General features: G+C 42.0%; 16 protein-coding genes. 11 read left to right on the plus strand and 5 right to left on the minus strand.

From position 1 onward, the window contains the following. The coding region (locus ACJAT7_RS11215) for a glycoside hydrolase family 36 N-terminal domain-containing protein (RefSeq protein ID WP_415226891.1) at positions 1–750 on the minus strand (750 nt) is incomplete at its 3' end. A gap of 588 nt (positions 751–1338) precedes the next feature. On the opposite strand from ACJAT7_RS11215, the gene ACJAT7_RS11220 reads away from it, so the two are divergent. Both ACJAT7_RS11220 and ACJAT7_RS11225 read left to right on the plus strand, forming a co-directional pair. After that, complete coding sequence (locus ACJAT7_RS11220; protein WP_415226892.1) at positions 1339–1815, plus strand: hypothetical protein; 477 nt, start codon at positions 1339–1341, stop codon at positions 1813–1815. A gap of 269 nt (positions 1816–2084) precedes the next feature. Then, positions 2085–3155: a LacI family DNA-binding transcriptional regulator gene (locus tag ACJAT7_RS11225; protein ID WP_415226893.1), complete on the plus strand. Its 1071-nt coding sequence runs from the start codon at positions 2085–2087 to the stop codon at positions 3153–3155. A 176-nt stretch (positions 3156–3331) separates the two neighbouring features. On the opposite strand, the gene ACJAT7_RS11230 is transcribed toward ACJAT7_RS11225, so the two are convergent. Both ACJAT7_RS11230 and ACJAT7_RS11235 read right to left on the minus strand, forming a co-directional pair. Then, positions 3332–3838, minus strand: a complete 507-nt coding sequence (locus ACJAT7_RS11230) for a glucose PTS transporter subunit EIIB (protein ID WP_415226894.1) — start codon at positions 3836–3838, stop codon at positions 3332–3334. Positions 3839–4071: 233 nt separating this feature from the next. Continuing rightward, positions 4072–5157 (minus strand): ABC transporter ATP-binding protein, encoded by a 1086-nt coding sequence (locus ACJAT7_RS11235; RefSeq protein ID WP_415226895.1) that lies wholly within the window; start codon positions 5155–5157, stop codon positions 4072–4074. A 400-nt stretch (positions 5158–5557) separates the two neighbouring features. Here ACJAT7_RS11235 and ACJAT7_RS11240 point away from each other — a divergent pair, with 400 nt between their 5' ends. The 7 genes from ACJAT7_RS11240 (at position 5558) to dhaR (ending at position 16699) form a co-directional block, all read left to right on the plus strand. After that, complete coding sequence (locus tag ACJAT7_RS11240; protein WP_415226896.1) at positions 5558–6466, plus strand: carbohydrate ABC transporter permease; 909 nt, start codon at positions 5558–5560, stop codon at positions 6464–6466. Beyond that, on the plus strand, positions 6466–7317 hold the full coding sequence (locus ACJAT7_RS11245; protein WP_415226897.1) for a carbohydrate ABC transporter permease: 852 nt from the start codon (positions 6466–6468) through the stop codon (positions 7315–7317). The genes ACJAT7_RS11240 and ACJAT7_RS11245 overlap by 1 nt, the downstream gene beginning before the upstream one ends. A gap of 151 nt (positions 7318–7468) precedes the next feature. Next, entirely contained in the window at positions 7469–8695 is a 1227-nt protein-coding gene (locus tag ACJAT7_RS11250) for an extracellular solute-binding protein (RefSeq protein WP_415226898.1), read from the plus strand. 213 nt (positions 8696–8908) lie between these two features. After that, on the plus strand, positions 8909–11026 hold the full coding sequence (locus ACJAT7_RS11255) for a methyl-accepting chemotaxis protein (RefSeq protein WP_415226899.1): 2118 nt from the start codon (positions 8909–8911) through the stop codon (positions 11024–11026). Positions 11027–11039: 13 nt separating this feature from the next. Continuing rightward, complete coding sequence (locus tag ACJAT7_RS11260; protein ID WP_415226900.1) at positions 11040–11231, plus strand: hypothetical protein; 192 nt, start codon at positions 11040–11042, stop codon at positions 11229–11231. Between the two features lie 58 nt (positions 11232–11289). Next, complete coding sequence (locus ACJAT7_RS11265) at positions 11290–14406, plus strand: beta-galactosidase (RefSeq protein WP_415226901.1); 3117 nt, start codon at positions 11290–11292, stop codon at positions 14404–14406. A gap of 331 nt (positions 14407–14737) precedes the next feature. After that, complete coding sequence (gene dhaR, locus ACJAT7_RS11270; RefSeq protein WP_415226902.1) at positions 14738–16699, plus strand: dihydroxyacetone kinase operon transcriptional regulator DhaR; 1962 nt, start codon at positions 14738–14740, stop codon at positions 16697–16699. Positions 16700–16722: 23 nt separating this feature from the next. Here the strand turns inward: dhaR and dhaL are convergent, their stop codons facing one another. Together dhaL and dhaK are read right to left on the minus strand one after the other, a co-directional pair. Beyond that, positions 16723–17358, minus strand: a complete 636-nt coding sequence (gene dhaL, locus ACJAT7_RS11275; protein WP_415226903.1) for a dihydroxyacetone kinase subunit DhaL — start codon at positions 17356–17358, stop codon at positions 16723–16725. Between the two features lie 61 nt (positions 17359–17419). Beyond that, positions 17420–18484 carry a dihydroxyacetone kinase subunit DhaK gene (gene dhaK / locus ACJAT7_RS11280; RefSeq protein ID WP_415226904.1) on the minus strand — a complete coding sequence of 355 codons (1065 nt, stop codon included), beginning with the start codon at positions 18482–18484 and terminating at the stop codon, positions 17420–17422. Between the two features lie 378 nt (positions 18485–18862). Between dhaK and ACJAT7_RS11285 the strand changes: the two genes are divergently transcribed. Continuing rightward, the gene (locus ACJAT7_RS11285) at positions 18863–19945 is read left to right on the plus strand and encodes a glycerol dehydrogenase (RefSeq protein WP_415226905.1); all 1083 of its coding nucleotides are present in this window, start codon (positions 18863–18865) and stop codon (positions 19943–19945) included. A gap of 116 nt (positions 19946–20061) precedes the next feature. Further along, the gene (locus ACJAT7_RS11290; protein WP_415226906.1) at positions 20062–21693 is read left to right on the plus strand and encodes a dihydroxyacetone kinase subunit DhaK; all 1632 of its coding nucleotides are present in this window, start codon (positions 20062–20064) and stop codon (positions 21691–21693) included. Positions 21694–22269 lie beyond the last annotated feature (576 nt).

Raw genomic sequence — 22269 nt, forward strand, 5'->3', positions numbered from 1 at the left:
TTCAGCTAAAGTCACTTCACCCGCAAGTAATAATTCACCCGCTTGTACAAAACGACGGCCGTCACTTTTTACATCTGCGCGTAGTTGGTGGTTACCACTCCAACCTAAATGAAAGCCCCACACGTGACCATTTTGCTCATTAAAATGATCCGTACCGACAAATAGACCCGGGAAGTTTTCATGCGAAGTACGTCCACGACGATTTTCCTGCATAAAGCCACCATGGGCGAAACTTTGACGGTGAGTTTGGAATTCACGACTCCAGCGACCGTAGAAAGACATCAGCTCATTGGCATGGTTAGGGACAGGTAATGTGCAAGAAAGTTTAGTTAAAGAATATTTAGTGTCACCCATGTTAATAACTTTAATGCGTTTTTGGATAACATCACTTGCAAAATCAAGTTTTATCTCAATCTCTAGCTGCAATTTAGCAACTGTATCTTGTAGCTTAAAGAGAACAGATTGCGCGGAGAGCTCGTGATCAAAAATTTCAAAAACAGGGGCCCAATCATAACTATCACGATGACCTTCCAGACCTGGCGCGTTAAAGTGACCGCTACCTAATTCAGGGCATAAAGAGAGTGGTACATCCACATCAAGACGCGCCTGAGAAATCGGACGCTCGGTAGAAAGCAGTATATCGGGATCGATCTGATTTATTTTCGGCCCCCAATGAAGAATTTCAGGGGTACGCTCAACCTTGATGATCAAGCTACAGTTTTTGCTGGTAAGATGAATAATATTTGTCATTTGATATCCTATGAATTATCGGTGTTTGCGTAAACATATGCAATTATATTGGCACATGCTGCTTTTATCGCACAATCAATCGGCACAAAAAGTGCGATTCAGATCAAGTTAAAGTTTATTTTATGTGTGCTAGGTCACCGTTTTGTTTGCGGAAACATGTTTTTCGGATGTATGCCGTTAAGGTGTCTAGTCAGATGGAAGCAAAAAAGGCTTCCGGTTTGTATATGTTCAGATATAGCCACTAAATAAGTTTATATTTTGTGCTTATGTTGATAGGTTTAAGTGTTTATAAAAATCACCAATAAAGAGATCATAGCTTAGTGCTAACTTGTTTTTTTGACGAGAAATTATTAAAAAATCGGCATGTTATGTAAATTTAAGCCAGCGTAAACGTTTAGACCAAGAATCAATACTGAGTACCGGACTATTTCTATTACATGTCTATGCACCTTACTCAGGTTAATCGTTAAAAATGGGCTGTTCGTCTATTTTAAGATTGCTTTTAGACCCACAAAGGCAGCGAAATGATACGGCCGGAGTCGAGTAAATAATATTGTTAAACTTTCATTGTCATTAAAAGGAAAGAATATGGCCACCAGCGCAAAAGCACCAAAGAAAAAGCAGCAGCAACAAAAAGTAAATACAGAAAAGACAATTAGGAGGCCCATACTGGTATGGGTAATATTTATTTTTGCAACCGTTAGCTTATCTAGTTTGTTCAGTTACTATTTTATGGTTTCTGGCGATATTGTTAGTGAAGGTCTGGTTGGGGAGTATCATAAAACCCTTGGCGTACTGGATCATGTTTTTAATGTTTTTAATCCTATCTACTTCTATCTCTGTGCGCTGCAACTCTTTAGACTAAAGGCGATCGCATTAAAACTATACCTTGGTTATATCCCCTTAATGGCTGCAGCACTGACTCATAACTTGTTTTCACCTACTTGGAGAGCATTAGTCGAAGCGGAGCCTTTATCTTATTATTCGATAGCCATCAGCTTTGTACTTTATTTTGCTTATGTCTTTTATGCTTATCAATTAATCAAAAAAGGTATTATCAAATAAACACCTCCTGTCAGATTGTTATTTCTTGAATTTTAATACAGTCCATTAACCGTTTTTTTTGCGTGATTGAAAGAGCCAAGTAAAGACTATTTATTATAAAGATCGCTAGAATAGGGAACAATGCAGAAGTTAAAATGAGCAGAGAGTAATACCATCGCGTGACGCTTTAGAGTGTGTGATAGCGCTATTGTGCGAAGTTATCTAATAGTATTGAGCAGGTGGCAATGTTATAATTTCACCATTGATTTTAAGATGGTTGAAGAAAGAAAATGAATGTGACATTTAAGGACGTAGCTAAGCTAGCCAACGTATCGACTCAAACCGTTTCTCGTGTTACCAATGGCTCACTGAGCGTCGCACCAGAGACCAGAGAGAAAGTTAATGCCGCCATTAAACAACTGGGATACATTCCTAATAAAGGAGCGCAGCTATTAGGGAGAGCAAAGTCAAAAACAATTGGTCTCGTGACCATTGGTATCCTGCTTCAGGGGGCCTCGCTGATTAATGACGGTATTCGTAAACAGGCGAAAAAGCTGGGTTACGGCACCTCATTATCTGTTGTTGCTGAGCATTCTTTTGACAAAATAACGGCAGCAGTAGACGATCTTAAAGCGCAACGCGTGGAATTTATAATTATGAATATTCCACTGAGCAAGGAAGAAGCAGAATTATTGGTTGCGCAGTATTTACACATTCAATTTGTATTTATTGATGTGCCACCAGACAGCCGGGTTAACGCTGTATCTGGCGCTAACTATAATGGAGCAAAAGCAGCAGCTAAATTGATGTTATCGCTGTGCAGAAAACGCTTATTAGTCATTACAGGTCCCCATGGTTCCAGTGCCTCGGAACTTCGACTGCAGGGCTGGTTAGATGTTTTAAAAGAGGATGGGGATAGCAAAATCATTCATCAATGTGAAGGAGACTGGCAAGCGGGCAGTGGTTATATGTGCACACGTCAAGCGCTTAGCGATGGTCGCGATATTGATGGCGTATTGGTTGCTAGTGATCAAATGGCACTGGGTGTATTAAGGGCATTAAACGAATTTAATTTAACCGTCCCGCAGCAAGTCTCGGTTATTGGTTTTGATGATACTGCAGATAGCGCTTATTTCACGCCACCACTGACCACTATCAAGCAGGACTTTTTAACCATTGGTGAACGCGCTGTTTCCCTTGCCTTTAGCGTGGCAGATAAAGCAACAAAAGCATACCAGCATGAATCTATTGTGACCGAGTTAATTGAGCGAAAAAGCACTCAAGCTTATCGGCCACCGCAGGCTAATGAGCAACAAATTAATACGTTACTTAAGCAAATTAAAAAGTTACTTACTGAATAGCCATCAAGAGCCAAACAAAATAATGCAGTTAAGATGTTATGTTCCAGGGCAATAAATAGATAAACGATTGAAGGTTGTTTCGGGCAGTTACAGAATCAATATATAAAGACTAACAGAATAATTGCTAGTCTTTATTTTTTTTGGAGGGCTGCAGTTATCTCAGTTTAACTCAATAATCATTGCTTAATCCAAGCTTGCATTGCTTCTTTAAGATCATCTGATTCTCTACCAAAAATGGCTTGAATTTTTTTATTTACACTCTGAACTACCACGCCATTCGCACCAAGTTCTTTTAATTTTACTTGATCGACATCTTCTGTTTTTTTTACCGAAACTCTTAGACGCGTTAAGCACGCATCTATTGCTAGGATATTGTCTTTACCACCAAATGCTGCAACTAAATCACCAGCAATCCCTATTTTTGGATTGGCATCTATCCAATTTTGCATATCCTTTCTATAATCGTCGGACTTGGTACCTAATAATGCTTGAATAACGTTGCCAATAATCACAACACCTAGCGCGCCTAGTTCTTTTAGTTGAGCTTGATCTACATTTTTTGTTTCTTTAACTGAAATTCTTAGACGAGTAAGGCATGCATCAAGTTGTTCGATGTTTTGCTCTCCGCCAAATGCTGTTACAAGTGCACCAGCCATTTTTGAACGGGAAAGGTTATTTTGCATCTGTTTTCTCCTCTGTGTTTTAATAAAATTTAGATATAAATATTCGACTTTGATTTATTTTTGTTTTTGTTATCTATTACCAGATGTTATTAAAAATAGAGAGTTAACTGATAACTTAATATTTATATTGCCACTATTTTCCAACAAAAAAGCGAACTTGCTTAGAATTCGCTCAAATATAAATAACCGTTTTAATATTGTTAAAATAAACCATTTCATTATTTCTGATTGGCTCAGCTAGAGATGCAGATGCCTTTATGGTCAAACAGATGAATATTGTCGCTGGCACAACTAAGTTGCAACTTCTGGAATTTTTTAACTTCCTGATCACCTGGAAGGTGTACGGTAAAAGCATCAACGCCCGAAGATTGACCGTACATATAGGTGCTGTTACCCAAACGCTCGACGACTTCGCTGTTGAATGTTAGCTTAATTTCGGCTTCTCCATGAATGAGCAGGTGCTCAGGTCGAATACCAAAGGTAAGGGAATCACCAATCTTCACGCCTATTTTTGGTTGGGGAATGATTAATTTCTGATTATCTTTGGTGGTCAACGTGACGTTATTCTCCGCAATGTCGGTGACTGTAGTTGGAATGAAGTTCATCTTCGGAGATCCGATAAAGCCCGCAACGAATTCGTTTACTGGTTTATGATAGAGCTGTATTGGAGAGCCTACCTGTTCAATGCGACCGGCACGCAGTACCACAATTTTATCTGCAAGTGTCATTGCTTCCACCTGATCATGGGTAACGTAAACCATAGTGTTTTTCAGCTCCTGGTGAAGTTTGGCTATTTGCAGTCGCATTTCCACACGAAGTTCAGCATCCAGGTTAGACAGCGGTTCATCAAACAGGAACACTTTAGGATCTCGAACGATAGCTCGGCCAATTGCAACACGTTGACGCTGCCCTCCGGAAAGTTCCTTTGGTTTACGTTTAAGATGCGCATCAAGCTGCAGTGTTTTCGCAGCAAGGTTGACTTGTTTATCAATTGTCTCTTTAGTGTGCCCATTCATTTTTAAGCCGAAGCCCATGTTCTCTGCAACAGTCATATGCGGGTAAAGGGCATAAGATTGGAATACCATGGCGACACCACGCTCAGCCGGATCCATATCATTGACTAGTTTTCCGTCAATATAAATTTCACCTTCCGTAATATCTTCAAGGCCAGCGATCAGTCGCAGTAAGGTTGATTTACCGCAGCCAGACGGTCCAACAAATACTACAAACTCACCATGACTTATTTCTAAATCAATACCATGGATAATTTGAACATCATCGAAACGTTTAATGACCTTCTTAAGTGTAATGTCTTCCATTACGGTCTCCTTTGTTTTGGCTAATTTATATACTAATATCTAATGTGCTTATCAACATATGCTATTTGTTGAAATTTGTTAGTGAATAATGCTTGATTGTTGAGCTACATCATGTTTATGAGACGTTACATACCCATTTCTGTGTGTTTGTTTGCACAATCATCTTGTGCCTGTGTCAATGCTGTGTGGAATTGCTCTATATTGAGTTCATTGACTTGACTGGCATGTTTACGGAAACGTTAAATGCCGGTATTAAGGTTGAAATTAGGTTCTACTATCTTTAACCCATCGTGTTTGTTGTGAGCTTTCGTGAAAATTGACATTGATTTTCACGCTAGGATTTATCACAAAGGTGATGATAATTGTACAAGTGTCGAAACTCGTAAAGGTGGAGTGTTCAGTGAAAACAACATACCCAAAAAGCCGATTGCCTTCGGTTAGTAAGAAAAGGCGAATTAGTGCGAAATTATCTCCATGGCTGTTTTTAGCCCCGGCAATGATAATATTTTCAGTTTATGTGCTATATCCCATCTTATCCAGTATATCGTTAAGCTTTTACAACTGGGATGGTATGGGAGAAAAAACCTGGGTCGGTTTCGGCAACTATGTCGAACTATTTGATTCGGAAGCTTTTTATACCTCGTTGAAAAATAACTTATTATGGTTAATTTTCTATATGCTTGCGCCGCCCATTGGTCTGCTGATTGCACTTTTCCTAAATCAACAAGTTAAGGGCATTCGCATCGTGAAATCCCTGTTCTTCTTTCCATTTGTTATCTCCCAAGTGGTGGTCGGTTTAGTGTTTGCATGGTTCTATGATCCTAGTTTTGGTCTGTTTAATGTTGCCATAGGCGCATTGGGTTTTGAGCCGATATCCATCCTGGCGAACGAGGATTATGTCACTTTCGGCATAATTGCTGCAGGTCTTTGGCCGCAGATAGCTTACTGCATGATCCTTTATATGACCGGTCTTAATAATCTTGATGCTGAGCAATTGGAAGCTGCGCGCTTAGATGGTGCCAAAAAATTTAAAATGCTCTGGTATGTGGTGCTTCCTCAACTAAGACCTGCAACCTTTATTGCGATTGTGGTGACGGTTATTGGTGCTTTACGCTCATTTGACCTCGTGGCAACCATGACTGCGGGCGGTCCGTGGGGCAGTTCGACAGTGCTTGCTTATCAAATGTATGAAGAGTCTATCTTTAACTATCGCATGGGTTACGGTGCGGCAGTGTCAGTTGTACTGTTCTTAATTATGGATGTTTATATCGCTTATTTCTTGTGGCGTATGCTAAGGAGAGAAAAATAATGTTTCCTAAACCAATAAAAAAATCAGGCCGCTTTGCCAATATCAGCTATCGCGTCGCCCTGCCTATTTCAATTGTGCTGTGGTTACTGCCGTTGATTGCCGTGATGATGACTTCTATCCGTTCGATAGAAGATATTAATAAGGGTAATTACTGGGGTTGGCCGGAGTCGTTTAACTTTATTGAAAACTATACGGAGGTATTTGCTTCCACTTCGATGGGACAGTATCTGCTTAACAGTTTGCTTATTACCTTACCTGCGGTTGCCGGTGCGGTCGCACTGTCTACTTTGGCCGGGTTTGCGCTAGCGAAGTATAACTTTAGAGGTAATGTTTGGATCTTTGCCGCCTTTATCGGAGGTAACTTTGTACCGTTTCAGATACTGATGATTCCAGTACGTGATTTGACCATAGACTTAGGACTTTACGATACGCATTGGGCACTTATTGTGTTCCATATCGCGTTTCAGTCCGGTTTCTGTACGCTGTTTATGCGTAACTTTATTGTTGGCATTCCAGATGCGTTGATTGAAGCCGCGCGCGTTGAAGGGGTCAGTGAATGGAAGATCTTCTGGCACATCGTGCTACCTCTGGTTCGTCCCGCATTAGCGGCACTGGCAGTTTTGGTATTTACCTTTATCTGGAACGACTTTTTCTGGGCCTTAGTGTTGGTTCAGAGTGATGAAGTTCGTCCGGTGACCGCTGGGCTCAGTTCACTGCAGGGGCAGTGGTTATCATCATGGCAATTTATGTCTGCCGGTGCGGTCGTTGCAGCGGTTCCACCCGTGCTCCTGTTCTTTACCATGCAACGTCACTTTATAACCGGTTTAACGTTAGGTGCGACAAAAGGATAACTATGGCATGCCAGTCTGTTTACCGACTGGCGCAAAAATAGTGACGCACGTACCGCAAGGTATAAATATTCAAAACAAGTTGAGAAACAAGCTATAACGCTAATTGTCATTGAACAACAACGAGCATCTGCTCTATAACAAGGACCTCAATATGAAATATGTAACACATATTGCCGCATCGGCAATACTTACAGCAACTCTCTCTGCATCGGCTTTTGCGAGTACGCTAGTGATTAACTCAGATGCCTCTGATCCTGCACCAAAGGAAGCATGGGAGGAAATTATTAGCCGTTTCGAAGCTGAAAATCCGGATATAACGGTTAAATATAATCTCTATGACCATGAATCCTATAAAACAACTATTCGTAACTGGTTGGTCACTTCACCACCGGATGTGGTTTTCTGGTACGCCGGTAATCGTATGAAAACCTTCGTTGATCGTGGTCTCTTTGAAGATGTCAGTGATATCTGGAAAAAGAATGGCCTTAAGGCTGATTTCACCTCGGCAGCGCCTGCAATGACGATTAATGGCAAGCAATGGGGGGTCCCATATACTTATTATCAATGGGGTATTTATTACCGTAAAGATCTGTTCCAAAAGTTCGATATTGCAGAGCCTAAAACGTGGGATGAGCTGAAATCAGCAGCGGCAACACTGAAGAAAAACAGCATCGCGCCGTTCACCATTGGTACTAAATTCCTATGGACGACGGCGGGTTGGTTTGATTACATCAACATGCGTACTAATGGTTTAGATTTCCATATTAAATTAATGGAAGGTAAAGTTGCTTATACCGATCCACGGGTTAAAAAAACCTTTGAAAATTGGAAAGAGTTAGTGGAGCCTGGTTATTATCTTGAGAATCATGCCGCTTATTCATGGCAGGAAGCACAACCGTTTTTATATAACGGTGAGGCAGCTATGTACTTGATTGGTAATTTTATTACCCCAAGTTTCCCGGAAGAGCTTGACGGAAAAATGGGCTTCTTCCAGTTCCCATCTATCGATGCAGCCATTCCAATGGCGGAAGATGCACCAATGGATACGGTACATATCCCCTCTAAAGCGAAGAATAAAGTTGATGCACGTAAGTTCCTTGAGTTTGTTGCTCGCGCAGAAAATCAAGAATTGATCAACAAAAAAATGTTGCAGATTCCAACCAACAATAAAGCGGCGGTTAAAGATAATGAGTTCTTACAAACCGGCGTGAAAATGTTGAATGCGGCAGAAGGTACCGCACAATTCTATGATCGAGATACCGATCCTGCAATGGCTAAAGAAGGTATGAAAGGATTTCAAGAGTTTATGGTTCATCCGGATCGCCTTGATTCAATTCTTAAACGTCTAGAGAAAGTTCGTAAGAGAGTATTTAAATAATCTGCTAGGGCTTTAGTTTGTGGTGAGCTTAACCTCGTTTAAGTTCACCACTTCAATGTTCCTTTTTTGCCGACCGCTAGCTAATGAACATTGGCTTTCCTGTTTTCTCATACCTTCATCATTACCTCATTAAAAGCGTTGATAAGATGCAAGACAATATCATCCGCAGTGAAAACATTAATAATAAACAATAATTTGTGTAAAAGGAAAACCATGAAAATACGCTCGGTTCGATGGAAAATAACGTTAACGGCAGGCTTGTGCCTGATACTTACTTCTTTTTCATTGATTGGGTTTTCAGTTTATCATGCCCTGGAAAATCAAAAAACGATTCAAGAGGAGAGTGCTAAATCGGTGATTGCTAAATCTCAGCAATTTTTGCAAAGTCAGGCAAAACTTAATGTTGCAGAGATAAAACAACTTCTTGAAGAAGCTTTTTATCGTGGTGAAATGCTCGCTGAATCCGCACTTTTTTTACAACAAAATGCTCAAGATAATACTTTTGAAAGTGATCTTTTACGAACTTCTTTGGATGAAATGATCCGGCGCGCAGTGATTCATTTTCCTTCGATTCACGGTGCTTATCTGGTCTTTGAGAAAAATTCGCTTGATGGGCAAGATGTCGATTTTCAAGGATCTGATTATACCGGCTCTAATGAAATCGGACGTTTTGCGACCTATTGGGCGACATCACTTGATGGCTCGAAGATTCTTTCAAATGTCATATTAGAAGCGACACTTAACGATCCTAAAAATAACGAACGTTTTTCCTGCCCATTGAAAACCACAAAACCCTGTATGACGACGCCTGCGTTTAATGTCTTTGGTGATGGGGAAACTCTTACCTCCTCCATCTCCTTTCCGCTGATTAAAGATGATCAAGTGATTGGTTTTGTTGGCATCGACTTAAAACTTAATTTTCTTGCGCCTACAGTGCGGGCGACAGACACAAGTCTCTTTGATGGAAAGGGGGCTGTAAACCTGCTAACTCAATCAGGAATGCTGATTGCCAGTGATCACGCAGAAGCCAAAATTGGTACGCCATTTCAAAGTCCGCATGGTTTGGATAATGAATTACTTGAAGTGAGCAAAAGTAATGAAATTAACACAATATGGAGTGATGATGGAGATTGGTTGATGCTTTTTGCTCCGCTAACGATCGCCAGTCAACACTGGGGACTTGTTTTTGAAATGCCCAAGGAGAGTGTACTAGAGGATGCTAATCGTTTAGATGCTTTGATTACTGAACAAGTTGAGGCTGGTGTTTTTAAAGAATTACTATCCGGTCTGGTATTTATTATTATTGGTTTAATGGTGATTGCATTTGCCGCCCTTGAGTTGGTAAAACCAATTCGGGAAGTTGTCGCTAGATTGCAGGATATTGCCTCTGGTGAGGGAGATCTTACTCTGCGTTTGCAGGTTAAGTCTGAAGATGAAATTGGCCAGCTTGCTCATGGATTTAACCAGTTCTTGGATAAACTTCAGGAAATGATTAAACAAATTATCGAAACAACACATCAAATTGCCGATACAGCAGTTCAAGCAGAAAAATCCGCTTCGGTGACACGTGGCAGTAGTGAAGCTCAGCTTAAAGAGGTTGATATGGTTGCTACCGCCTCCGAGGAGATGACGCAAACAGCACGGCTGGTCGTTGTGCATGCTGATATGGCGGTGAAGGCCGCGAACCAAGCCAATGACTCGGCAATTCAGGGACAACAGGTAGTCGAGCTGTCATCTAATGAGATGGCAATGCTGGTTCAGCGTATGAGTGAAGCTGTTCCTGTGGTGGAAGAGCTGGCAGCGAATAATACCAATATTACGGCTATCCTGACGGTGATTGAGGAGATATCTAAGCAAACCAATCTACTGGCTCTGAATGCGGCTATTGAGGCTGCTAGGGCAGGAGAGCAGGGGCGGGGGTTTGCTGTTGTTGCGGATGAAGTGCGTAATTTAGCAAGGCGAACACAGGATTCGGTTAATGAGATACGGGAAGTTGTCATAAAAGTGCAAACCGGCACCATTGATGTAGTTGATGCTATCCAAAATGGTAGCAAACTTGCTAATAGCACATCGACGCAAGTGCAAAAAGCGGTGACTCAGTTTAATGACGTATTTAAATCCATTGCAGAAATCAGTGAAATGAACAGTCAAATTGTTAATGCAGCTGAAGAGCAGCAAGCTGTATCGAGTGAAGTAAATCTGAGCGTTACAAATATTCGAGATTTAAGCGCTCATATTCTAGAGCAGGCGGAAGCCTCAGAGAATGTCGGTAGACAGATTGCGGAGCTTTCTTCTAAGCAGGAGAGTCTAGTTAATCAGTTTAAGGTTTGATTTATTAAAAGATGTGGCGAAGCTGGCACGTATTAGATCAGCCTTTATTGTCTTTTATTTTCGTCAATGTACTAAAACATTGCCGATGGGATTAATTTATGCCGTCCGTGTGGATGGCGTTAAAGATTGGAAAATCTACCTGTATGTGTATATGCCAGTGATGAAAACCACTTATGTTGCAGATATGACTGGTGAGTTTAAGTAATGATCGCTGTTGATTTTAAAGTGAATAAAGTTTCAAGTATTTTGGAAAAGGATAAAAAATGAAAACCTTTAATGAAATTATTAGTGCACGTGATTGGGAAAACCAACATGTTACACATCAAAATGTATTAGAAGCACATGCTCCCCTAGATGCTTTTCACAGTGCACAGGCTGCATTACATAATCACGCTTCGGACTATAAGTTATCGTTAAATGGGCAGTGGGCATTTCAATTATTTGCCAAGCCAGAAGTTGTGCCGGGTGAATGTATTACGCCTGAATTTAACGAACATGGTTGGTCTGAGATTACAGTGCCTAGTAATTGGCAGTTACAGGGGTATGACAAACCTATTTATACCAACATTAAATATCCCTTTGCTGACACGCCGCCCACTGTGCCAAATGATAACCCAACCGGAGTTTATCGTTGCCGCTTTGCGTTGCCCGAGAGTTGGGCAGGGCGCAATCAACGTATTAGTTTTGATGGGGTTAATTCTGCTTTTCATCTCTGGTGTAATGGTATTTGGATCGGTTATTCACAAGATAGCCGCTTACCCGCTGAATTTGATTTAACCGACTACTTGGTTGCAGGGGAAAATAAAATCACAGTGATGGTGATGCGTTGGTCCGATGGCTCTTATCTTGAAGATCAGGATATGTGGTGGTTAAGTGGTATTTTCCGGGATGTTACTCTGATCTCTAAACCCACTGTTTCTATCCGTGATGTGGCATTGAGTACCGATCTCGATGCCTGTTTTAATCATGGCGTACTTAATGTCTCCACTTACCTTGCAGCTCCGGCTTATGGAGAACAATCTGCTAACTATCAAGTACACACTCAGTTATTTGATGGCGATTTAAAGCCAGTCAGTGACGTGATTGTTAGCGATTTTGCACAACGTATTATTGATGAAAAAGGCCCGTTTAAAGATCTTTGCGAGCAGCACATTGACGTTAGTTCACCGCAAAAGTGGAGTGCAGAATGCCCTTATCTGTATCGCGTCGTGGTGTCACTGGTTAATATCCAGGGGCTAGTGGTTGATAGTGAAGCGTATCAAGTGGGTTTTCGCGTAGTGGAAATTAGCGATGGTTTATTAAAAGTAAATGGTCAACCGCTGCTGATCCGCGGTGTTAATCGTCACGAGCATCACCCCGAAAAAGGCCATGCAGTTTCTCGTGAAGATATGCTGGTGGATATCAAATTACTAAAACAAAATAACTTTAATGCAGTGCGCACTGCCCATTATCCCAATCACCCAACTTGGTATGAGCTCTGTGATGAATATGGTTTATATGTGGTTGATGAAGCTAATATCGAAACCCATGGTCAATTTCCAATGTGTCGTCTTTCTGATGATCTCAGCTGGTTAAATGCTTATATGCGCCGAATGTCGCGTATGGTTGAGCGTGATAAGAATCACTCTTCCATTATTATTTGGTCGCTTGGCAATGAGTCAGGTATTGGCAATAATCACCATGCCATGTATCAATGGACCAAGTTAAGAGATCCTTCTCGCCCGGTGCAATATGAAGGGGGAGGGGCGAATACAGCCGCTACCGATATTATCGTTCCTATGTATGCGCGTGTGGAAAATGATTTAACCGATCCGCGAGATCCTTCGGTAACGCCAAAATTTGGCATAAAAAAATGGATTGGTTTACCCAATGAAACGCGTCCATTGATCCTTTGTGAATACGCCCACGCGATGGGCAATAGCCTCGGCAGTTTTGATAAGTATTGGCAAGCTTTCCGGAAGTACCCGCGTTTGCAGGGCGGTTTTATTTGGGATTGGGTGGATCAAGGGATCACAAAAACCGATAAAAAGGGTGTGAAGTATTGGGCTTATGGCGGTGATTTTGGAGATGAAATTAATGATCGGCAGTTCTGTGTTAATGGCCTCATCTTCCCGGACAGAACACTTCATCCAAGTGTGTTAGAAGCGAAAAAAGCACAGCAATTTTATCAATTTTCACTCGTTGAGGGAAAGCCTTTAACCATTAATGTCAGCAGCGAAAATCTGTTTACCGATAGCCTTGGAGAAACCTTAACCTGGTCAGTGACTGAAGAAGGTTTGCTGATTGACTCTGGTGAACTTTTGTTACAGGTTGCTGCGCAAAAAAGTGTGTTATTAACCTTACGCGAGCAGTTGCCGGAGCAAAAAGCCGGGGCGATTTATCATCTCAATATTGAAGTTTCTTTAAATCAAGATAAAGCCTGGGCTGACAAAGGCTTTGTGGTGGCAACGGAGCAATTTGAGTTGCCGACTATTATGCAGCTTGCCGTTATTCAGCCGCGCAAGGTGAATGGGCCTGAGGTAACTGAAAATGATAAAACATGGGTTATTTGTGGCGATGATTTTAGCGTTGAATTTAACAAACAAACGGGGATTATTGACCGCTGGTTAGTCGCTGGCGCAACGCAATTGTTGCAGGGGCCAAAAGATAACTTTTATCGCGCACCACTGGATAATGATATTGGTGCCAGTGAAGTGGATTGCCTCGACCCTAATGCATGGATTGCGCTCTGGGAGGCCGCCGGTCTTAATAATTTAAGCGTTAAATGTCTGCATATTGAAGCGCTAAATATGGCTAATGCGGTGCTGGTTAAAGTACAGTTCGGTCATTATGTTGAGAATAAACTGCTCATTAGCACGCAGTGGTTATACCAAATTGATGGCACGGGCGCAGTGACCATTGATGTGGCGGTCAATGTCGCATTATCCATGCCTTCATTACCCCGTGTCGGTATGGAGCTGGTATTACCTAATAGTGATAAAAACGTGCAGTGGTTCGGCCGTGGTCCCCATGAAAACTACCCGGATCGTCTTCTGTCGGCACATATTGCTCGCCACGAATGTATGGTTGAAGAGATGTTCACCCCTTATATTTTCCCATCAGAAAGCGGCTTACGTTGTGATGTAAAACAGGCTCAAATAGGTCAGTTAAGTGTGCAGGGGGATTTCCACTTAGGAGTCAGTCGCTATTCGCAAAATAATGTAGCAGAGGCAAAACACACCCATCAATTACGCGCTGAAGATAAAATTTATCTGCGTTTAGATGGTTTCCATATGGGCGTTGGCGGTGATGATTCGTGGAGCCCCAGTGTACACCATGAATTTCGTCTAACACAACGCCGCTATCAATATCAGGTACGACTTTTATGTAACCCCAGCTAATGAACTGAGTTCATTAGCTTATATATTAAACATAATTTAAATAGAGTCGTTGCTTTTGGTGGCGGCTAACGAATAACAAATAGCGGATATAAAACCAATAAATATTGTAAAATGTTATGGTAAGGCAGAGGTGAACCACTGTGTTGATCTGAATATAAAGCACGGTGAACTGTGGTGTTTATATCAACTCTATTATGGTTAATCGCTGGCCGGATGTCATTGAGTTATAGAGATAATTGGATTCAAATATATGCATTATTGAAAAATTACTGCCGGAATAGTCTGCAAGGCTAATTCAATTTAAATTGTTCTTTATGAATAACAGGGAATTATGAGTACGCTTTTTGAAAAAACAAAAACAGCAGCACCGACGAACAGTGATGATTTAGATGCCCTGTATAATACTTGGGAATTTTTCCAAAAGCACCACTGGGTTGCGCCGGGCATCACTCATACACCGATCATTGATGCCTGGGAGCGTTGTCGTCGTCAAAGTAGCCCGTTTAATTGGCACGCGCCGCATGTGGCATCGGGTATGACCTTTCGTTCCCTGCTTAAACGCACGGGTAACTTACTGACTATTACACACACTGTGCTTGAAGATACCTTTGGTTTGCTGGCCAATAAATGCTGCGCACTGATTGTGACCGACGAGACCGGTTGTACTTTATTAATGATGGGTCATGCGCTTATGTGCGAAAAGTTAACGTCATTAGGTATTAAAGAGGGGGCTTTCTGGAGCGAAGGCCGAGTCGGTAGTAATGCGATTAGCCAAAGTCTACATTTAAGTGATCCGGTATCTATCTATGGTGCACAACATTTTAATCGTAGCTTGCATGATGTTAGTGGTCACGCCGCACCCGTATTTAGCCTCGATGGCAGGCAGCGTGGTGTGCTAGCACTGTTCACCAAAGTCGGAGAGCATCAAGCGCAGGATTGTGCCTTAATTACCTCCTGCGCTCGAGAGGTAAGTAGTCGCTTACATCTTGAAACCAGTTTGTCGGAATCTAACCATATCCTTAGCCAACGTGATGCGTTATTAACTGGCATGGATGAGGGGGTCATTGCATGGGATAACAGTAAGCGTATTAGTTATCTTAATGTACATGCTGAGCAACGCCTTAATCTGGATAAAAGGTTAGTTGTTGGCAAAGCACTGAATAGTTTGTTGTTATTTCCCCCTCTTGTGAAAAACGCGATTAAGCAGAATTTGTCATTATCACGGGTGGAGGTTACTTTTCAGTGTGGGGATGCCTTTATCGAAGCCACTATCAGTTTTAAACCCATCGCGCAGCAAAGTTATCTACTTTTTTTACACCCGATTGAGAGCCGTCGTATCCATTCTCAAGATCAAGCGGGGACGGATGTTAGCCTTGATTTTGATTTTTTTGTCGCGCATTCCAAGCAGATGAAACAACTTCTGACGATTGCTAAACGCGTGTGTAAAAGCCCCTCGCCGTTGCTTTTGCTGGGGGAGGATGGCTGCGGTAAACGACAATTGGCAAAGGCGATTCATGATAACGGTCTGCGTCGCAGTGGGCCTTTCATCACCTTTGATTGTGCCAGCCTAGAGGGGGATCGGGTACTGCTGGAATTGTTTGCCAGCGATGCTCAGGATAAACCGGGCAAAGTGGAGCAGGCCAATGGTGGTACCCTGTATCTTGAACACATAGAATGTTTAAGTCGGTCGGTACAAACGCAGTTATTACATCTGCTGAAAACCAATAGTATCCGTTGTTATCAAACTAACCAGGTGATTTCGATGCGTTTAAATCTTATCTGCAGCACGCAGTTGAGATCGGACAGTTTGCTCTCATTGAATCATTTTAGCCGTCCCTTTTATTATGCAGTTAGTACGGTTGAGTTATCTATGCCGGCGCTCCGAGAGCGTCCTGAAGATTTGCCGCTGTTAATTGAACAACAATTAGCCCGCCTCAATGCCCGTTATCAATGCTCGTCCAGCTTTTCACATAAGGCCAAAGAGTCCCTCTGCTTGTATACTTGGCCGGGTAATCTTGCTGAACTGAACAACTGTATTGAAAAATGTCTATTACAGCGCCGGGGTGATAAATTAGGGGTGCAGGATTTACCTGCGCATTTGCTTAATCAAGGTAAGAAGTTACAGCCTGTTCAGCAATCCATTCAACCCTTAGCCGTGCTGGAAAAACAGAGCATTGAGCAGGCATTAGTTTTGTATCATGGCAAAAGCCAAGAGATGGCTGCTGCTCTCGGCATAGGGCGTACCACGTTGTGGCGAAAGCTTAAAAAATATCAACTTATTAACGAAGATTAAATGTATGAGTAACAACGTGCTGATTATGTGTTTTGGATAACGCTATGCAGCGCGATCACCATCAGCAAACTTGAGGTTGCACCCGGATCTTGGTGACCAATACTACGCACTCCTAAATAGCTGGCTCGGCCTTTTTTTGCCCGCATCGCAATGGTGGAATGTGCGGCTTGATGCGCGATTTGCGTTAGCAGTGTCAACATGTTTTGCATGTCAAGCCCCTGCTGTGCGGCTTGATTGGCTGCCTCGACAACGGGCCACCATAGATCGCATAGAGTTTTATCACCCACTTCGGCATTACCGCGATCAATAATGCCCGCAAGACCCGCACCGAGCATTTCTGCGACATCGCGAAGATCCAGTGCCTCTTTACCTTCCACCGCGGTGGCGGCGCGTAGGAAAAAAGTACCGTATAATGGTCCCGTTACGCCACCGACACTGGACAACAGCGTTATGCCGACGGTTTTTAGTATGCTGGTAATGGGTTGCTCAATCAATGTGGGTAATTTTTCAGCCACCCGGGTAAAGCCGCGATGCATATTCAGGCCATGGTCGGCATCCCCAATATCGGCATCTAATTGGGTAAGCAGATCTTGCTCCTGTTCAAAAAGTCGGCAACATTCCTGTAACCACTGTAAAATTTGTTGTTGCGATAAGTTCATTATTTCTCCCTAGCGAGGGCCTTGTATATCCAGCATATTAAATACTTGTCAGATAACAACATTAGCAGCCCCACCGCAATGCAGGGGTATTGACCGGATCATCCCATAGAGCCAGTATTTCTGCATCGGCTTTCAGTAAGGTGATGGATAAACCTTGCATATTTAATGCGGTGCAGTAGTTACCCACTAGTTGCCGAGCTATCTTAAAGTTTGCTTGGGCGCAGCACTCGGTTAGTTTGGCGTATGCACCATAGAGTTGAGACTCCGGTGTGCCGCCAAAACCATTAACCAGTACAATATACTGCTCATTGGCGACAAAGGGTTCAATGGTCACCGGATTTTTTAGCCATTGACCAGTTTCACGATCCCACTGCTGCAAAATACGGGTATATTCTGGGCAATCTTTTATTTCCGCAAACATTTGCTCTATCAGACTATCTAGATCTGTATAAGCTTTACGCTCAATGCCGGGCTCACCATGAATGCCTACCCCAAATTCAACAATATCATCCTCCAGTATAAATGAGGGTTTACCTGCGGCGGGAACCGTGCAGGCCGATAAAGCAACTCCAAAGGATCGCGCTGCATTATTGACACGGCGCGCCAGTATTTCACACTGCGTCAGTGAATATCCTCGCTGCGCGGCTGCGCCGACAATTTTTTCAACTAAGACGGTTGCCGCAACCCCGCGCCGCCCCGCAGTGTAAATACTGTCTTTAACGGCTACATCATCATCAATTAATACCGAGCCAACGGCGATGCCATCGCTATGCAGTAGTTCTACTGCGGTTTCAAAATTGAGCACATCACCCGTGTAGTTTTTAATTAAAAATAAAATGCCGGCTTGATTATTAACGGCCTTAGCACATTCATACATCTGATCTGGCGTAGGTGAGGTAAAGATTTCACCAGGGCAGGCGGCGGTGAGCATGCCCTGGCCTATAAAACCAATATGTAGCGGTTCATGACCGGATCCTCCTCCGGAAATGAGTGCGACTTTTTCACTGGATGAAGGACCTATTAGATAGCGAGGGTGGGCATTATATTGCAGCTCAGGATGAGCGAGCGCCATGCCACTAATTTGTTCTTCTACGATATTTTCCACTTTATTGATAAGTTGTTTCACAGGACGTCCTTGTTGTTAGGAGAGTAGATTAACCGTGATAAACACTCTCAGTATCTACAATATTAAGGCACAAATAAAGCGCCTTAACATTGTTTCATATCGAAACGGTTATTTTTTGTTCGCGTTCCCTTATGAAACTATTTTGTTTGTTTTGACTTGGTTTCGTGACGTGAATCACTTTCATTTGATTGGTTAAGGATCTCTTGTTAGGCATCTGTGCTGCGTCTCATGCTTATTGTTATTGTTAAGTGAAAAAAGTATCGCTTCTGTCGTCCAGTGTCTATGTTGATAGAGCGTAAATAAAAACATTTACAAATTGATTTAATAATCCCTTTCTGCTTTGCAGATCCCGTTAACTTTTAATAAGAGAATTGTGTTATGGATAAGATTATCGTCTCCCCAAGTAAGTACGTTCAAGGTGCAAATGCACTTAATAATATCGGAGAATATGTTCAGCCGTTAGGGCAAAAAGCATTTGCGATTGCCGATGACTTTGTCACCGGATTAGTCGGGGAACAGGTAACTGCAAGCTTTGCAAAGGCTGGCGGTTTATTAGCCCTAGAAAAATTTAATGGCGAATGTTGTCACCCAGAAATAGAGCGCTTAGTTGCAATTGCAAAAGCGAATGGTTCTGAAGTCATTATCGGTATCGGTGGTGGTAAAACATTAGATACAGCAAAAGCAATCGCGTTCTTTTGTCATCTCCCTGTCGTTATAGTACCAACTATTGCATCAACAGATGCGCCAACGAGTGCGTCTGCAGTGGTCTATAAACCTAATGGTGAATTTCTTGAATACTTAATGATCCCACGTAATCCTAGTATGGTTATTATGGACACTAAAATCATTGCGGGTGCACCCGTACGATTAATCGTTTCAGGAATGGGTGATGCATTATCAACTTACTTTGAAGCACGCGCTACCGCCCGCTCTGGCAAAGGAACAAACACTGGAGGCGCACCGACACTAGCAGCTCAAGCCTTAGCAAAACTTTGTTATGACACAGTCATTGCAGATGGTCTTAAAGCTAAAATCTCAGTAGAAAACGGCTTAACATCGCCTGCAGTTGAAAACATTATTGAAGCAAATACTTACTTAAGTGGTGTTGGCTTTGAAAGTGGTGGCTTAGCAGCAGCGCATGCGGTTCACAATGGTTTAACGATGCTTGAAGAATGTCATCATCTGTTCCACGGTGAAAAAGTTGCCTTTGGTACTTTGGTTCATTTAGTACTAGAAAATGCCCCTATGGCAGAAATTACAGAGTTTTTAACTTTCTGTAAGTCTGTGGGTCTACCAACTAATTTATTTATGATGGGTGTTAAAGAAATCAACCGCGACAAGTTATATGAAGTGGCAGTCGCCTCGTGTGCCGAAGGTGAAACTATTTATAATATGCCCTTTGTTGTTACACCAGAGTCTGTACTTTCTGCAATCTTAACCGCACATCAGCTGGGTCAATAAATTAGTGTAAGAACAGCTCTTGTCATAAAGGGCTGTTCTTCTCGTTGACTGCCATCTGGCAGTTATACGTACAGTAAGTAATTAATAACTGGTTGATATCAATTAGAGGAATTTTCATGTCTAAATTATTTTTTAATGAACGCAAAACCCTAGTCAGTGATGCCATTGATGGTCTGATTTACAGCAATCAGCACAACAATTTGACCCGGCTAAATATTGATGAGCATATTCGCGTGGTGGTGCGTAAAGATTGGGATAAAAATAAGGTCGCAATCATCTCCGGTGGTGGTGCTGGCCACGAACCTGCTCATGCAGGGTTTGTCGGCCAAGGCATGTTAACCGCAGCGGTATGTGGCGATGTGTTTGCCTCTCCAAGCGTGGAAGCGGTACTTAATGCAATTTTGTATGTAACCGGTGAAGCGGGCTGTTTATTAATTGTTAAAAACTATACGGGCGATCGTCTTAATTTTGGTTTGGCGGCTGAAAAAGCAAAAAAATTAGGTCTTAATATAGAAATGGTTATCGTTAATGATGATATTTCTATTGTGGATAGTAAAAAACCGCGTGGGATTGCCGGTACGGTATTTGTGCACAAAGTTGCGGGTTATTATGCTGATCAAGATGCTAGTTTAGCGCGTGTTACTGAGATGGCGAATCTAGCGAATGATAATGTTAGCAGTATTGGTGTTGCAATAACGAGTTGCCATATTCCGGGTGAGCATACAGAAGATCGTATTGCCGCTAAAAAAGCAGAATTGGGCTTAGGTATTCATGGCGAACCGGGTATTGCGATTATTGATATTGAGCATTGCCGCGGCGTGGTTGAAATAATGGCTGAAAAACTATTAGTCAATACTCAACAGAAAAAATATGCCTTATTACTTAATAACCTAGGGGGTACATCACCGCTTGAAATGAGTTTACTCACGAAAGATGTGGTTGAATCATCTCTTGGTCAGAATATGAACTATCTATTTGGACCACAAGCTTTTGTCACTGCAATTGATATGAAGGGTTTTTCATTATCTTGTTTGGTACTTACTGAAGAGTTAGAAACCGCTCTGATGGCACCCGTTGCGGTTGAGTCTTGGTCAAAAGGCATTACTGTGAATGATGCAACACCTATAACCATTGAAAAATTCTCTAACAGTGTTGAATTTACTGTTTCTGAATCTGCCGCTGTTGCTGCTGTGGTTGACACCGTGTGTAATACGGTGATTGATTTAAAAACTGAGTTAAACCGTCTTGATACATTAGTGGGTGATGGTGATACCGGTTCAACTTTCTCATCAGGTGCACTTACCGTATTGCAGGCCTTGAAAAATAAAAAATTACCACTGGCAGAAACTGAGAAACTATTTGAAGTGGTTGGTGAGCATTTAGCAATGTCGATGGGCGGCTCCAGTGGTATTTTACTGTCTATTTTCTTTACCGCAGCTGGTACGCATTATGCAAAACATCAAAATCTTGCGGAGGCACTCTTGAGTGGCCTTGAACAGATGAAATTCTTTGGCGGCGCTAAAGTGGGTGATCGCACTATGATTGACGCCTTAGAGCCAGCGCTCATTGCCCTAAGAGATGAGAATTTAGCGGCTGCGATTGTTGCTGCGAAAGCTGGTGCAGACAGCACTGCTAAAATGTTAGAAGCCAAAGCAGGACGCTCCTCTTATCTAAACAGTGAAAGCCTAGAAGGAGTGAAAGATCCCGGTGCTGTCGCGATTGAAAGTGTCTTTGCCGCATTTAAATAAATATTATTTGTTAACTTTTATTTATAGATCACTACTGCCGTCATGTGACGGCAGTATTAAAATTACGCCATTACCAACTACAAACGTGAGTACAGAGGCAATATTAATAAATGGTTTATGAACCTGTTGGCGGCACGTCATTCTCTCATATTTTAAAGCCAGTGCATTCCGAACCCGATCTATATTGGTAAACCGTCAGAAATGAATGATTTATGCATTGATTTTGTAATGCATGGTTCATCAAATAAATAAATGATGTTACCTTTATTTATTTGAAACTCAGTTGCATTTTATTCACGATTTGATCAAGAAAAAGAGGGCTATAGCGCTTGTTGGCTTACCCGTGTTTAATTACCTCAATGTCGATAATTGTCCATCTTTTATACATCCATCACTGCAAGATAAATTACTTTTTAAGCAGAATCATCCATTGCAAGCAGTTACACTTTTCGATGGCATTAGTTGTATAAATTTCTAAGATAAAAATCTTAATTAATTACTTGTTATTAATGACGTTTGGCAACTAAAGTAAACTTGTAATCGGTTGATTTAAAAAAGTTACGACTGTATTCAAAC

The sequence above is a fragment of the Psychromonas sp. genome, assembly GCF_047632995.1.
Lineage (GTDB): Bacteria > Pseudomonadota > Gammaproteobacteria > Enterobacterales > Psychromonadaceae > Psychromonas.